At 60.2% G+C, this 15,373-nt stretch carries 9 protein-coding genes; 6 read left to right on the forward strand and 3 right to left on the reverse strand.

Annotated elements, in window-relative coordinates; all coding sequences use genetic code 11:
- Positions 1-452: 452 nt before the first annotated feature.
- Together L0U83_RS36655 and L0U83_RS36660 are read right to left on the reverse strand one after the other, a co-directional pair.
- Complete coding sequence (locus L0U83_RS36655) at positions 453-2,318, reverse strand: sensor domain-containing diguanylate cyclase (protein WP_233889290.1); 1,866 nt, start codon at positions 2,316-2,318, stop codon at positions 453-455.
- A gap of 550 nt (positions 2,319-2,868) precedes the next feature.
- On the reverse strand, positions 2,869-5,667 hold the full coding sequence (locus L0U83_RS36660) for a CHAT domain-containing protein (protein ID WP_233889291.1): 2,799 nt from the start codon (positions 5,665-5,667) through the stop codon (positions 2,869-2,871).
- Positions 5,668-6,517: 850 nt separating this feature from the next.
- Here L0U83_RS36660 and L0U83_RS36665 point away from each other — a divergent pair.
- Positions 6,518-7,039, forward strand: coding sequence for a hypothetical protein (locus L0U83_RS36665; protein ID WP_233889292.1), 522 nt, complete (start codon positions 6,518-6,520; stop codon positions 7,037-7,039).
- A 357-nt stretch (positions 7,040-7,396) separates the two neighbouring features.
- Here L0U83_RS36665 and L0U83_RS36670 read toward each other — a convergent pair whose 3' ends face one another.
- Positions 7,397-8,305: a LysR substrate-binding domain-containing protein gene (locus tag L0U83_RS36670; RefSeq protein WP_233889293.1), complete on the reverse strand. Its 909-nt coding sequence runs from the start codon at positions 8,303-8,305 to the stop codon at positions 7,397-7,399.
- 179 nt (positions 8,306-8,484) lie between these two features.
- On the opposite strand from L0U83_RS36670, the gene L0U83_RS36675 reads away from it, so the two are divergent.
- The 5 genes from L0U83_RS36675 to L0U83_RS36695 all read left to right on the forward strand — a co-directional run bounded on the left by L0U83_RS36675 (position 8,485) and on the right by L0U83_RS36695 (position 14,684).
- On the forward strand, positions 8,485-9,369 hold the full coding sequence (locus L0U83_RS36675; protein ID WP_373321189.1) for a transketolase: 885 nt from the start codon (positions 8,485-8,487) through the stop codon (positions 9,367-9,369).
- Positions 9,366-10,367 (forward strand): transketolase family protein, encoded by a 1,002-nt coding sequence (locus L0U83_RS36680; protein WP_233889294.1) that lies wholly within the window; start codon positions 9,366-9,368, stop codon positions 10,365-10,367. Before L0U83_RS36675 ends, L0U83_RS36680 begins: the two co-directional genes overlap by 4 nt.
- Before the next feature lie 17 nt (positions 10,368-10,384).
- The gene (locus L0U83_RS36685; protein ID WP_233889297.1) at positions 10,385-11,230 is read left to right on the forward strand and encodes an NAD(P)-dependent oxidoreductase; all 846 of its coding nucleotides are present in this window, start codon (positions 10,385-10,387) and stop codon (positions 11,228-11,230) included.
- Positions 11,231-11,340: 110 nt separating this feature from the next.
- Entirely contained in the window at positions 11,341-12,648 is a 1,308-nt protein-coding gene (locus tag L0U83_RS36690) for an MFS transporter (RefSeq protein WP_233889299.1), read from the forward strand.
- Between the two features lie 617 nt (positions 12,649-13,265).
- Entirely contained in the window at positions 13,266-14,684 is a 1,419-nt protein-coding gene (locus L0U83_RS36695) for a GGDEF domain-containing protein (protein ID WP_233889301.1), read from the forward strand.
- Positions 14,685-15,373: the final 689 nt, after the last annotated feature.

Raw genomic sequence — 15,373 nt, forward strand, 5'->3', positions numbered from 1 at the left:
TGCAACTGCGCGCGGCGGCACCGCAAGCCCGTTCGCCGACAGCCCATCGCGCGCGAGATCCGTTGCATCCGCGCATAACTACCGCGCCTTGCCGCGCAACTCGCCTGTCGTGGCCGCCAATCGCGTCGCGTTGTCACCGGTAGGCGAGCCGATCGTTTCCTTCGCGTTTCCCGCAGCTTCGCGGATTGCAGGATCAAACTTGCTACCCCGACCAATCATCGGACACGTTGCGTCAGCCGCACCCAGGCTTGTCCCGAACCAGTTATTGCGCCCGCCGGAAGGTTGCTTACGGAGCGAAGGCTGAACGAGCGTCCACGGAAGACACCGAATTACGAAACGCCAGCTGAACGGTTCCAGCAAACTATTGCCTCGACCAGTTGAATCCGCCCGGGTTAAGCGGACATCTCGCCTGCAAGTTGTTCCACAAATCAACCCATGCATTGCGGCCACACCTATACCGCTTCTTGGGGCGCGGGCGCTTCAGGCACGAAGATCTCGACACGGTTTCTGCCGGCTCCCTTCGCACTGTAAAGCGCGGCGTCGGCGCGCTCTTGCGTGGCCACCAGATCGGCTTCGCTCTCGCTGTACATCGCGATGCCGATACTTACAGTCTGCGATATCGTTTGCGCGGACTCTAGAACGACCGGCGTATTCTGGAGAGTCGTGCGGATACGTTCGGCGATCGCCTGTGCCTGCTCCAATGAGGTGTCCAGCAGGATCGCGGCGAATTCTTCTCCACCAACCCGTGCGGCAAGATCAGTGTCTCGCAGTACACCTTCGAATATCCGTGCGACGACCTGCAGAACGCGATCGCCGGCGGCATGGCCATAGGTGTCGTTGACGCGCTTGAACAAATCCAGGTCGAGCGCAAGAACCGATAACGGATTGTGCTGCTGCCGGGCATGTTCGACCGCTATTTGCGCTGCCCTCTCGAAGTAGCGTCGGTTAGCGAGCCCTGTGAGCGCGTCGAAGTCGGCCTCGGTGCGCAACTGCTTGAGCAACTGCTGCTGACGAGTGACATCGACCAGTGTGACCAACAGCGCCCCGGATGTCGCTGCTGTCTCAACCAACTCGAACGGCGTGCACTGCACCAGCATGTACCGTGCTCCGTCGCGCGTGAGCATGGGCATGGGCACGGCCTCGTCCGTACGGGTCGCGCGCACCTCCGACCAGTTCGCAGCATCGACAAAGAGCTGGGGAAACGACTGCCCCGCGCCAGCTACGGCGCCGAACACCGTGAGCAGAGGTTCGTTGGCCAACAGGATTTTTTCCGTGTCGTGGTCCACTACGGCAATTGGCGTCGGGATGTTTTCCACGATGGTCGACACCGTGCTCGCGAACGTCAGCACCCGGTCCTGCAGTGCACGCTCGCGGCGGACCAGCCACACGCCACCTACCAGCATGAGTACCACAACGGCAGCCGCGCCGACGTTGACGTAAAGGCTCCGCCAGAGGCTTGCCCGGTAATCGCTTATCGCAAACCCGACCGATAGCATCCAGTAGTTGGGAGACAGTCCCGTCGCGATCTTGCGGGTGGCTACCAGACGGTCGATGCCGTCGATCCGGGAATGCGCATATACAGTTGTGGCCGTCGGCCCCGTACGCACCAAGCCTTGACCAGCCAGGACCTGACCAACGGAAAGCTGTTGCGGCATGCGATTGAGCATGAGGACGCGATTATCGCTATCCCTCAGTAGCACAGCGGTACCGGGTGCCAGGTCCACGCCCTCTAGCAGAAGATGTTCGAAGGTAACGACCATGATGATGATCGCATCGAGATTTGTGGCTCGATTCCGATGCCCCTTCGCGACGACAAGTGCGCCTCGATGTCCCCATGCAACCGGTCGTATGAGAGTTATGGAAGGGTTCGCGCGAACCTTCGCTATAAACTCGTCAAGCGGTGGCACTTCATTGATTATTCCAGGACGAGAACTGGCGAGCAAATGCCCATCGGAAGGCTCGAAATCGAATACCCCAACCAATGTGTGCCTTAAAGGATTCTCAAACGCATCAGTGAGGCTAGCGAGGGTGGCGTCCGTAAGCGTGCCGGCCTCGAGCAGTTTCTCCATTGCGGTCGTCATCGCATTCACGTCACGAAGCTGGTCCGCGACGCGTCCGGCAACCAGGGCAGTCTGCACATCCAACCGCTGGGCGGCCAGTTGATCGCCTGCACGAAAGTCATACCACGACTGCCACGCGTTCATCAGGATATTGATAGCCACGAGCAGGGCGAGGACAGGAAGCGCCCGCCGAAGCAGTGACTTATCCGTAATTGGATCGATCGACCAGTGCACGGTTTTGCCTAAGGAACGCTTCATGATTCCCGCCAATCCGCCTAAATGCCGTCGTTCATCATAGGAAAACCGCGACCGTCACGCCATGCGTTCAAGGAACGACGCTCCGCTCTAACGGGTAGCCTACATCGGTTACCAGAATAAAGCAGCGGCAGATTCGTCGTGAAAACGCCCTTGCGCTTTTCCTGCACAAACGTTCCCCAGACGGGCAGGCACATGTGCGGCGTCCGCTCACCTTCGTCAACTAGCGTGACAAGCGAACGGCAATTTTGTGCTAATGGACCGGACCTCGAATAACTCCGCTAAGGTCCAACCGAACGACGGCTCGTGGCCGAATCTCAAAGTAGGAGGTCGATCATCCAGGTTTCTGGGGCGCCGGGACCTTGACCTTCCGTAGACGACCCGATGCCGACGGTCGAACCTTTAGCGGCACAATGGCGGGTATCGGAAGTCGAGCAGTCGCTCGCTACGACCACTCACGGAAATAGCAGGCCTCTATAGCTACCCGGACGTCGATATTTCCAGCCAGACGGACCCTCATATTGTTATAGGTTGGGTGACGAACGGCGCGAGCCTACCGCGCCGCGTCGCCGGTCAATATATAGGCTGCCCAGAAGTACGGATGGCGATACAACTTGCCGTACTTTCCGTGAAGCATGTCTCGCTCGACCTTGGCAAGAGCGTCGGCTTTCGAGAGCGATGCATCAGCAGCGTAAACCTGGAACGCACTTGTAGTGACTGCCGCTGCCGAGTGCGATTCGACCGCCCACTGCGTCACAAGCATCGTGCGCGCACCAGATGCAAAGAAGGCGCGAGAGAGTTCGGAAATCGCGTCGCCCGCGTTTCCGGTCGCGAGCCCCGTGTTGCACGCCGACAACACCACCCAGTCTGCGTTCAATCGTAAAGTGATGATGTCATCGGACGTCAGAACTGAATCATCGAGACCGCTGCCTTCGTAGGCCAACGCGAGGCCGGCCTTACGCCATCCGGGCACCTCGCCGGGCACGATTCCGTGTGTCGCGAAGAGTACGACGCGATCGTTTGAGAGGTCAGTCTTCATCACCATGCTGCGCGAGGCGCGCGTGCCCCATATCACACTCTGATCGCCCGCACCTAGCGCGCTGGCAATCGCGCGCGCCTCGTCAAGCGTTTCGGGTAGTGGCGTGACGCGATGGTAATCGAGGCTACGCGTGGATTGATCGAGCGGAAACGCTCGCGCCGTGCTCCCTGCATCCGTAGCCACAAGGATGGAGGCGGAGGGAGTGTCACGGCCATCGAAGCTCGGATCGGCATATGCGGCGAACGGTTCGTTCGCGTGAGGCGCCGGAAGGCTGCGCGCAAACACGAGCGCAGAAGCGCTGGGGATTCGCACGGGGATGGCCGTGTCGAGCCACCAGTTAGCCTGCGCGAGGCTGCCGGCAGGACGCATCAAAAGCGCGTCGAACGGCACGCTCGCAAGAAGGCCGCTGGTGGCAATGTAGACCGTCGTAAAGCCCCGCAAGTCGCCTTCAATCGGTGCGATCAGCGTCTGGTAGAGCGCCGAGGCGGCCACGAGATCAAACCCGCCGGAATCATCCGGTGTCGTTGGCGGCCGGCCAATGTCGAAACTCCGTCGCAACGCGACAACCAGCTTGCGCAGCTCCGCGCGCGTTGCGGCGATCCGAACGGCATGGAATGCGCCACCCGGCCGGACGATGAACGCATAGCTCGCGTCGCGCCCGGCATAGAAGTTGACATACACCTCTCCGCCTCGCAGGACGCTGCTAAGCGCAGAGGGCGACGGAATGACCGGCGCCGTGAGATGCCGGTAGGCGGGGAACTGCGCTGCAATCTGCTTACGCAACGCGTGCAACCGGTCTTCAGTGCCACGCAGCGCACTGTCCTCGTTCTCCAGGTTGTTTTTTGCACGATTCACGGCCCTGGTTGAAGCCTGATTCACGGTGTCGAGACGTGCCTGTCCTTGAGCCAGTTTTCGGTGTGCATCGTTGCTCTGTTCGGTGAGCGCGCGTTCCTGTTCGATCAGTGCGCGTAGTTGTGGCGTCGCCGCCGCGAGGCGTGCAGCGCCGTCGCTCATGGCGCCCTGTGTCGCGTTCATGTGGAAAAGCTCAGCGATACGAAACGCCAGCGTCTGGTCCTCGGCGTCGCCCTGCATCAGTCGGCTCAACGATGCCGCCAATGCGCCGTCTTCGTCATAGGCTCCGCGCGTCGGCGCGTCGTTGCCTTCGTCCTCGCTGCCGAGGATGGGACCGATGTACGCAGCAATGTCGGCGTCGGTTACCTTCGATGACGAGTCCTCGAGCATATAGAGCATCTGCATCGCGGCCTTGTACTTGTAGAATGGGCTTTCCGGGCCTTGCTTGCGCAGATCTTTGGCCTTGTCGGCTGCTATGAAACTTGTTGCTACAGCCCACTGCCCGTGCGCCGCTGCGACCAGCGATTCACGCTCGCTATCCCTTATCGACTGCCCCACGACGGGATTGATTGACGCCGCGTTTTCGTAGGCGTCCGCGTCGGCACGGTAGTCGCCGATCCTCCCCAAGGCAAGCGCAATCATCAGCCGCATACGCAGCGCGCCCGCATACGAGCCGTTCCATGGCTCGACGCCGGCGCGACGGTAGCCGTCGATCGCATCATTGATAGCGATTAGCGCACCATCGTAGTCGTCGTTCGACGCAAGGGCGATGGCGAGCGCCTGAGCGAGACCCGCCCGCTGAACGCCCGAAGGATTCATTTGAGCAAGGTTATCGGCATTCCAGCGCATTTCATTCGCATAACTGAGCGCTTCACCTCGGCGATTGTTCTGCACGAGAAGCCGAACCAGTTCCGTGGTGACGGAGAGCATTTCGTTGGCCGCCGCGCGATGACGCTTTTCACTGAGCGATGGATCGTTGAGGTTATGCCACGCCAGGTCAAAGTCTTCGCGGCGCTTGATTAGCGCTTCCTGATGATGATTCTCCCGACGCCTCGCAATTTCTGCCTCGGCGCCATAGTACGCATAGGCGGGCTCCCGCGGCAGCGTTTCGAGTTCAGCCGGCGTCGTTTCCTCTGCCAATGACTTGGCACGCGCAACGAGGCGCTCGCTGCGCCCCCAGTCGCTCTCTAGCGCATAGGACGCCGCGAGATCTGAAGCCTCGAGCGAGCGACGCCCAGCGGGTATGTGCCCGTCCTCGACGATCTGCTCGCGTACACGCATGGAGTCGGTCACCATGCCGACCGCGAAATACTCGCCGGAAAGCGATTTGAGCAGTGTGAATCTTTGCTCGCCGTCTGAAGTGTTGGCCAGTTGCTGCTGGATCTGTTTCTCGTGTTTTGCGATCGCCTGCGCCCGCGACTGCTGTGAAGGGGTGGAGGCCGCAGTTGGGGCGTTCGACAAACTCGGGACCTGATGAGACGTTTGGGGGGAGGAGCACGCGACGCACGCGAGCACGCACAGCGCCAGCGCGAATTGCGAAACAAACCCGGGAAACTGGCAATGCGAATGGATCTGCACGACACCTGCCTCGCGCCGCGTGCGCCTTCTCGAACCATACGGCGTTCGTCGCGCGAATGTCGCCGAGTCGAACAGCCGTCTGCCTGCGATCTATTTCAGCAGGCGCCGCGCCTCGACAAGCGTTCGCAATCGTGCAATTGGTTGCTCACGCAGGCTATCGCGAACTTCGTTCCGATCCCCCATCGGGGAGTGCACGGTACCTAATCAACCACGTTTGCCGGTCGCAACAATGTGCGGCAGACCACACAACGAGACAGTTTTGATTTCCATACGTCTACGCAACGCGCGGCTCTCGGCTTCGTTGTGTAGGACGAGCGTCGGCCGCCCGAAACGGCGGAGGAATTGGGATTGGCGCCACAAAGGCCTCAAAGCAATCTGGCTCGCCCCACCCGCGACGGGTGAGGCCCTACTTCGATTCATCAACCGCTCCGCGACGCGGCCACGGTTGTGTGGGATCGACGCTGGGCTTGGCGCTATCCGGAACGAGGCTGCGTGTCCCGGGCGGTGCATCCCCCTTGTCCGGCTTCGAAGTGGCGCCGCTTGCGCCGTCTTCAGGTTGTGCATTCGCAGCGCGCGGCAGAGACTTCACGCTCCCCGGTGCAGGTGTGTCCGGTTCGGGCACACCTGCCGTAGTGAGAGTCGACCAGCACAACAGCGCTGCCGGCATTACGAGAACGCCTTTGCTGGGTTTCTTGACTATCATTGTTTTGCTCCGCACGTGTACGGGAGAATTATGGAACGCGAGAACCATCCTGTCTGGGCGGTATATGACATGCTTCGTACTGCTCGGCTCAACGTCCGATATTACAGTCAACGACTGCGCCGCCTCGAACATTTGGATATGGCTATGGACACGGCGCTCGTCATTGCGGCCCCCACGTCGGCGGTCGCCGGCCTGTGGTTCTTCAAAACGGACATGGGCAAACACGTCTGGCAAGCCCTTGGGACGTTTTCCGCCTTCGTCGCAGCCATCCGGCCGGCGATTCAGTTCAGAAGAACGCTGAAAGCCTACGAAACAACTATCGCTGCCTATCAAGCTCTCGAGTACGACCTGGAAACGATACGCCGCAAAATCGAACAGCGCGGGACCTACGACGAGGAGTTGAAGGCCGACTATTTGCGTGCTCTTGAACGACAGCGCCACATCGATATATCCAGTCCCGACAAGATCGCCAATTCCCGGCTTCTAAAAACGTGCACGGCGGCGGTCATGTCTGAAATGCCCGCGAGTGTGTTTTTTGTTCCGGAAACATAATCGAGGCGGTGCGCTCGCCGCGCAGATAGCAGCCCGGTTGGACGCACCTGGGTTCCATATGCCGAATCGGCTGACCCCATCGTAGGAATCACCGAGCGGCATCGCCCGTGAGGACGTATGTCCCCACTTCAGGGCCATCCCGCTGTCCGAGAGCACCGAACAATAGTAGTTGATATAGCCGGTGGAGGCGTGCCTCAGAAGTACGAAGCGCGCGGGAACATCGCTGCATGGCGATTACGCTCGCACGGTACGGACCGACAGCACTGTGAAAACGCGCTATGTGCGTGCCGTAGCCTGGCGAGGCCCGCAACGACGTGTGAACCGGAGGCAAAGATGGTCACAAATGAAGCACAGCGGTCATACGCGAATGGGATCCGCGTTTTGGTCTTTAATTCCAAGTTCGTTCATCAGCCATGTCTTGAACGTCTCGAACGCCTCGTGGCGGTGCTGCCTTCGTGGATGTACAAGGTAGTGCCCTACGTATTCCACTTCTCGCGTGGAGCCAGCGAGCGGCCGCACGAGTTCGCCCCGTTGCAATTCACGCTCCGAAAGCAGCGTCGACTCAAGCACCACACCAAGGCCGTCTACTGCAGCGGCGATCGCCATCGCGCTGCGATCGAATCGCAGGCCGTAGTGCGTGGGCGGCGGGAGCTGATTGGCTTCAAACCAGCCCTTCCATTGGTACAGCTGAACCTCGCATTGAATCAGCGGCATGCCATACAGATCCTCGGGCTTGCGGATGTACTCCGCGAGCGCGGGCGTACACAAAGGCGCCAGCCCTTCGACACCCAGTGGGATCGTCTCGTGCGGCGAAGGTTTCGGTTCGCCGTAGACGATATCGAGATCGAAGTCATCGTCGAAACGCGCATATTCGGTGCTGGCAGAGAATCGAAGGTCGATATTCGGATGATCCCGCACGAAGCTGGCGAGCCGCGGCAATAACCACTGGGTGGCGAAGCTGGGAGCGGTATGCAGTCGCAGCGGCGTGCGCTCTTCGCCCGCCAGCAGCGCGAAGCCGCGCTGCATCTCCTCCATGCCGCGCTGGATGTGCTCCATGAGCATCGCGCCCTCGCGCGTCAGCCGCACTTCCCGCGTGCTGCGCTGAAACAGCCGATGGCCTAGCAGATCTTCCAGCTTGCGCACCGAATGGCTGACCGCGCTCGGAGACAAATTGAGTTCGCGCGCCGCATCGGCAAAGGAAAGCGTTCGACCCGCAGCCTCGAAAACCCGGATGTACGACAGTGGAATCTTGCGAAACACGTTCATGGGCTGGACTCGTGAATGGCATTCATGAGCTAGTGTAATCTTTTCTTTTGTCAGGCACTGTCGCCCGAGGCTACATTAGGTCCACCTCGTTTCCACACTGGTCCGATTGCTGAACAGGAGACAACTGCGGCGATTGGAGGTTGTTGGGGATATTTCTCTCGTCTCTCGCAGGAACAGCCATGACAATGATTACGGAGACCGAGCCGCAAGTCGGCTCGACACTGGCGAAAATCGCCGATCACGCCTATCGCATTCGCCGCTTCGCGCTGCGTATGGGTGAAGTGCAAGGCCAGGGCTACATCGGCCAGGCGCTCGGGCTTGCCGACGCGCTTGCCGTCACGTGGTGTCACTCGATGACTCTCCGCCCCGAGGACCCCGAATGGGAAGGCCGTGACCGCTTCCTTCTGTCGCACGGCCACTACGCGATCGCGCTCTACGCCGCGCTGATCGAAGCGGGTGTCATCCCCGAGGAAGAACTGGAGACCTACGGCTCCGACGACAGCCGCCTGCCCATGTCAGGCATGGCGACCTACACACCCGGCATGGAAATCTCGGGAGGCTCGCTCGGGCAAGGCCTGACCATCGCCGTCGGCATGGCGATCGGCCTGCGTCTCAAAGGCAATACGGCTTTCGTCTACAACTCGATGTCCGACGGCGAACTCGACGAGGGCGCCACCTGGGAAGCCGCGCTCTCTGCCGCGCACCATGGACTCGGAAATCTGATCACACTGGTCGACATCAACCGGCAACAGGCCGACGGCCCGTCGCATGACGTGCTCGCCTTCGAACCGCTCGCCGACAAGTGGACCTCGTTCGGCTGGCATGTCGAGCGTGTGAATGGCAACGATCTGCCCGCGCTCGTCGAAGCATTCGACCGCGTCCGTGCGCTTAAGGAAGCGAAGCCGCGTGTGATCCTGCTCGACACGCTGATGGGCAAGGGCGTGCCCTTCCTCGAAGCGCGCGAGAAGAATCACTTCATCCGTGTCGATGCAGAAGAGTGGCAGCAAGCGATCGCCGTTCTTGACCGAAACCACGAGCAAAGCACGAAAGGAGACGAAGCATGAGCGCCGTCGCTGAAAAGAAACCCCGCCTGACGACGTCTGCAATGATTGCGTCGATTGCATCGGAAGGCCAGAAGACGCGCACCGCTCCCTTCGGCCATGCATTGGTCGCGCAAGCGGAGAAGCGCCAGAACATTGTCGGCATGTCCGCCGATCTTTCCAAATACACGGACCTTCACATCTTCGGGAACGCGTTTCCCAAGCGTTTCTTCCAGATGGGCATGGCCGAACAGCTGCTGATGGGCGCCGCGGGCGGCATGGCGAAGGAAGGCTTCATCCCGTTTGCAACGACCTATGCCGTGTTCGCGACGCGCCGTGCGTATGACTTCATCCATCAGATCATCGCCGAGGAAAACCTCAATGTGAAGATCTGCGCCGCGCTGCCAGGCCTCACGACCGGCTATGGCCCGAGCCATCAGGCCACAGAAGATCTCGCGCTGATGCGCGCTATCCCCGGCATGACCGTAATCGATCCGTGCGATGCGCTCGACACTGAGCAGGCGGTTGCTGCGATTGCCGCGCACAGCGGTCCCGTCTATATGCGTCTACTGCGCGGCAAGGTACCCGCTGTGCTCGACGACTACAACTACACGTTCGAACTCGGTAAGGCCAAGATGCTGCGCGACGGCAAGGACGTTCTCATCATCTCGTCCGGCATCATGACCATGCGGGCGCTCGAAGCCGCGCAGGCGCTCGATGACGGCTCGGCGAGCGTCGGCGTGCTGCACGTGCCGACCATCAAGCCACTCGACGAAGCGACCATCATCGAGCAATGCCGCAAGGAAGGACGACTCGTCATCGTCGCGGAAAACCACAGCGTGATCGGCGGCCTTGGTGACGCAGTGACCAGCGCGCTCGTGCGTCGCCGTGTGCTGCCGGAGTTCCGTCATATCGGCCTGCCCGACCAGTTTCTCGACGCGGGGGCATTGCCGACGCTGCACGACCGCTATGGCATCTCGACGGACGTGATCGTCCAGAACATCAAGACATGGTTGAAGTGATTGACGGAGCCAGTACGATGAAAGTGACATTTATCGGCGTCGGTGCGATTGGCTTGCCGATGGCCCTGCAAATCAAAGGCGCCGGTCACACAGTGACCGGTGTCGATCTCTCTAGCCTGGCGCGCGAGGTTGCGCAGGAAAGCGGCCTCGCAGCGGTAGACAGCTTCGCCGCCGCGCCCGCTGCCGACGTGGTGGTTGCGATGGTGGCGACACCGCAGCAACTGGGCTCGCTCGTCGATAGCGTCGGTACGAAGCTAGACGGTCAAACGTGGGTCATCATGTCGACGGTGGGGCCAGAGGCTGTGCGCGAACAAGGCGAACGCCTGATTGCGGCGGGCGCGCGAGTCGTCGATGCGCCCGTCACCGGCGGGACCGCTCGCGCAAAATCCGGCCAGCTCGTCATCTTCGCATCGGGCGATCACGCGGACATCGACGCCGTTCGGCGCGTGCTCGACGCGATGGGCAGCGTACGCATCACGGGCCCGAAACTCGGCGACGGTCAGGCAATCAAGGTTGTGAACCAGCACCTCTGCTCGGTCCATATTGTGGCCGCCGCGGAAGCGCTTAGCCTCGCGCGCTCGCTTGGCCTCGATCCGGCGGCTGTGCTCGAATTGATCGAGAAAGGCGCCGCCGGCTCGTGGATGCTGTCCGATCGCGGCCCGCGCATGCTTCAAGGCACCGACGTAACGGTGACGAGTTCGATCAACATCTTCGTAAAAGACAGCGATCTTGTCGCTACGGCCGCGAAATCATGCGGCGCAGACGTGCCGCTATTGTCGATCGCGAACGCCCGCTACAGAGCGGCGGCAGAAGAGGGACTCGGCCTGCGCGACGACAGCCGCGTAATTGAAACCTGGCGCTGAGCACGAGCCGTTCAGCCCTTTCTTTCGTGTCAAGCGCTCGACGAAGCGCAATGCGATCTGGCCATCTCACTGTAAAAGGCGGCCAGCCGAAGTAATGGAGACGACACACCATGAGTACGAGAAAACAAGGACGCGCGGTCAAGGTCGCCGTCGCGTCGATGATCGGCTCGGCAGTAGAGAGCTATGACTTCTTTATTTACGGAACCGCCGCCGCCGCGTGGTTCGGAAAGATTTTCTTTCACACCACTGAGCCCATCGTCGGCATCATGGCGGCGTTCGCGACGCTCGCCATCGGCTTTCTGATGCGTCCGCTCGGCGGCTATCTCGCGGGCCACTATGGCGACCGCATCGGGCGCAAAGCGGTATTGTTCTGGTCGCTCGCCGCGATGGGCGGTGCCACTGTGCTCATTGGCGTCTTGCCGACTTATGCGCAGGCCGGCGTGCTCGCGCCCATCATGCTGATTCTGTTACGCATGGTGCAAGGCGTCGGCTTCGGCGCTGAATGGGGAGGCGCGGTTTTGATGGCGTGCGAACATGCGCCCGAAAAACGCCGCGGTTTCTTTGGTGCCGTCCCGCAGCTAGGCATTCCATTTGGTCTTCTGCTCGCGAACGGGGCGTTCCTTTTGTCGGGTGCGTTACTTGAGGGCGACTGGATCTGGCGTACGCCGTTCCTGCTGTCCTTCCTGATGGTTGCGATCGGCATCTTCATCCGGATGAGTGTCTCGGAATCGCCAGAGTTTGAAGCCGTGAAGGCTGAGAACAAGGTGATGAAGCAGCCTGCGCTCGAAGTCATCAAGAGTGACTGGCGCAGTATCCTGAAGATCATTGGCTTGCGTATGGCGGAAACGGGTGGCTACTACATCACGACGAGCTTCATGCTGTCTTACGTGGCGCTGGCGCACGTCTCGACAACCCGTCACATTCTGTGGGGTACGCTGATCGGCTCTGCGATTGGGCTCGTTAGCCATCTGATCTATGGCGCGCTGAGCGACCGGATCGGCCGCCGTCCGATTTTCATGTTCGGCGCCATCTTTACCATCGCCTTCGGCGTGCCGATGTTCATGCTCATCAACACGGGCGCAATTATCATGGTGATCGTCGCTGTCACGCTGTCGCTACTGTTCAGCCACGATCCGATCTTCGCAGTCGAGCCAAGCTGGTTCTCCGAACAGTTTCCGGCAAACGTGCGCTCATCGGGCATTTCACTGGGATATAACGGCGCTTCAGTCATTGCGGGGTTGCTGCCGATCATCGCAACGGGTATCTACGGAGCCTTCGGCTGGATCGGGCCCGCACTCATGTTCTCAGCGCTCGGTGTGGTTTCGGCTTGCTGCGCCCTTGCGATGCGGGAAACGGCACCAGCAGTGCTCGAAAAGAAGACTCTGAATGCGAGCGCCGAGCGCAGGTTCGCCTCGTAACACACGTTCGTTTCAATATCCGCGACCTTTAAGCCCGCCTATCAAAGGCGGGCTGTTTCGTATCTGCAAGCCTTCATTCAATCGAATCGGCAACCGCTGCAGATTTCGCCTATGAAAGACGTCGCCGTATCACGTTGCTCCTACACCGACGGCGTCGACTCGGTGGCTGTTTTCCGCCGCGGTCAGGTCACTCGATCGTCATAGCCGAAGCATTGGCGACGGTCGCCGATTGGCCGAACCCGGAAATCTACGTTGGTCGTCCGGCGCCCTTACTCTCGTCAGCCACGAATTTCTGTAGCCGACCCTGAACAGCCTTTCCGACTGGTGCAACATCAATGGCTGCTTTTGGGGGGGCAACTGCCCATTGTATCTTCCCCCACGTTTGCTCCCGCATGATCCGCCACCTCGGAAACTCCTCGCCTAACTGGCATGGTTTGGACCAGGCCCTCTAGATGCGATGAATTAAGCGTACGCTGGCGACCCTTCGGCGCATACAAATACCTTACATGACAAGTATAGTTGATATGTCAACCTGATTCTTCGGGGTAACTTGCTATGTCCGATTGGCCCAACAAATCGCAGGAGTTCGAGGACGGCATCGCCACGGAGCAGTCAAAATGCTAACGGCCAAGCAGTGGGTGAAGCTGATTCTCGGTGGGCTGGTGTATTACCTGTGCGCGCGCTTCGGGATGTTGCTGTTTTCTCTCCAGCCGAACAATATCACCCTACTTTGGCTATCCTCAGGGGTCGGTCTGGTGCTGGTGCTGCGCTTTGGCCGATTGGCGTTGCCGATGATTTTTCTTGCCAGCCTGCTGGCCAATTACCCCGGGATGCGCCATGTCGGCGCGCTCGAGCAGTCCTGGCACGTCTTGATTGCCGCTGCCGCCGATACGTTGAACGCCTTTCTCGCCGCGCGCTTCCTGACCTGGATACTGCCCGCTGGCTTGCAGCGCGCGAAGGATCTTGCGCGATTTATCTTTTTTGTCTGTTTAGTGCCAACCGCGATCAGTGACGTAATGATTGTCGTCAATCTGGTGTGGGGCGGTTATATCGCATCAACCGGGGCGATGGGGTTGCTGCGCGATCTGATTCTGTCCGACTGCCTGGGGATATTGCTGATCTACCCCTTGTACCAGGCTTGGCCAACGCAGCGGCCGCATGGCCGTGAAGAATGGGGCTGGGTGCTGGGCACCCTGCTATTTTGCGGCGTAATGCTGGCACTGGATATCCTGAACGTCAGCGGTTGGTTCTATTTCATCTTGCCGGGCTTGCTTCTCCTCGTTTTCCGAGTCAATACGGCTGGTGTTTATCTTGCATTGCTGCTGACGGTGGCAGCAATTGTGGCGCTTAGTGCGAAACAATTGGGGCCTTTCGGTGGATTCAGCGCCGAGGAAGCGCACTTCAGATTGCTGGGGTTTGTCTTCGCCACCACCTATGTCAGCCTGAGTCTGGCCATGAAGTATCATGATTTTCTGGTGGCCGATGCGTCTGGGCAGCGCTGGCATCGCGAAGCTCTGCACGATCCGTTGACCGGCCTGCTCAACCGCCGCGGATTTACACCACTGTTGACTGGTGAGCATCAACGGGTCATGCGGAATCGGCGCCCGAGTGTGCTGGCATTGATTGATATAGACCATTTCAAGAAGATCAACGATAACTATGGGCATCCAGAAGGCGACCATGTGCTGCGAGTGCTGGCGGAAGTTTTAACTGCGCAGCTGCGCGAAATCGACTGCTCGGCGCGCATTGGTGGTGAGGAGTTTGCCATTCTGTTCCCGGACACCGGTGCCGCTCAGGTGATGGGGACACTGGAGCGTATCCGACAGCACATGGCAGCCAATCCACTGCAACTGGGCGGCGACGCGGTCACGGTGAAGTTCAGTGCCGGCGTCGTGGAATTTGCCGGCGGGATCGAGAGCGTTGAGCAGTTGTTTGGGGCGGCTGATCGCAGCCTGTATGCCGCCAAGGCCGGAGGCCGCAACCGTAGCGTGACGGCCAACTGGCCGGCAATTCACGGAAGAAACGCTATTGGATGATGACGGCGTGCTGCTGCGAGCCACGCAGATGCCCCTGTGGCCAAGAAAGCCGACGAGGCGCGATTGCGCACGGAGGACTGGTCTTGGCGCGAAGCCGTCGCCGGAACGACGTAGTTGCGAGAAGGCGAACGGCCGAACCTGGCCGACCGCTGCCCCACGCCGTTGCCCGAAATCGCCCCTGAGCCGTCAATCGAGCAGCGCAGATCGAGCGGCAGCTTTCGAGGATAGAACGGCCGGCGCGGACCGAAATGGATCATTGCGTTGAGCGCGTGCTGCCCTGCGGGCGCACGCGCCGGGGAATTGGTGCAGGCACTGAGGCGATCGGCTGTGCAGTCGAACGCCCTCAACTCCGCTCGTCTTTCCACGCGTTCTTTCGGATACCTTGCGATTGCAAAGTGAAAACACGTTGCCAGCGGAATGACGGACGTCGACGCTTGTGCGTTCGACGGCGTGGTTAACCCCATCTCATTCTCGCGGACCGCACAACACGCCGGGAATATTCGAAGCCCCATCTCGTTTTAGCAGGAAGCGGGGCGCACGAAGCAAGGCTGCGCTGTGGCTGCGTGATCCCGTCATTGAGGATCTGGTTGATCGTTCTCGCATGAGGTGTCAAATGGATATACCAGGCGATGTGCACGTTTCGTCACAAACCTCCACGCCGGCGAACGAATTAATAAGGACTTCACGCT

It is taken from the genome of Paraburkholderia flagellata (assembly GCF_021390645.1).
In the GTDB taxonomy this organism is placed as follows: Bacteria; Pseudomonadota; Gammaproteobacteria; order Burkholderiales; family Burkholderiaceae; genus Paraburkholderia; species Paraburkholderia flagellata.

Excerpts from the sequence above, each read along its gene's own strand:
- L0U83_RS36665 (WP_233889292.1), top strand. The coding sequence starts at position 6,518 with ATGGAACGCGAGAACCATCCTGTCTGGGCGGTATATGACATGCTTCGT.
- L0U83_RS36685 (WP_233889297.1), top strand. The coding sequence starts at position 10,385 with ATGAAAGTGACATTTATCGGCGTCGGTGCGATTGGCTTGCCGATGGCC.
- L0U83_RS36690 (WP_233889299.1), top strand. The coding sequence starts at position 11,341 with ATGAGTACGAGAAAACAAGGACGCGCGGTCAAGGTCGCCGTCGCGTCG.
- L0U83_RS36655 (WP_233889290.1), bottom strand. The coding sequence starts at position 2,318 with ATGAAGCGTTCCTTAGGCAAAACCGTGCACTGGTCGATCGATCCAATT.
- L0U83_RS36675 (WP_373321189.1), top strand. The coding sequence starts at position 8,485 with ATGACAATGATTACGGAGACCGAGCCGCAAGTCGGCTCGACACTGGCG.
- L0U83_RS36670 (WP_233889293.1), bottom strand. The coding sequence starts at position 8,305 with ATGAACGTGTTTCGCAAGATTCCACTGTCGTACATCCGGGTTTTCGAG.
- L0U83_RS36695 (WP_233889301.1), top strand. The coding sequence starts at position 13,266 with ATGCTAACGGCCAAGCAGTGGGTGAAGCTGATTCTCGGTGGGCTGGTG.
- L0U83_RS36680 (WP_233889294.1), top strand. The coding sequence starts at position 9,366 with ATGAGCGCCGTCGCTGAAAAGAAACCCCGCCTGACGACGTCTGCAATG.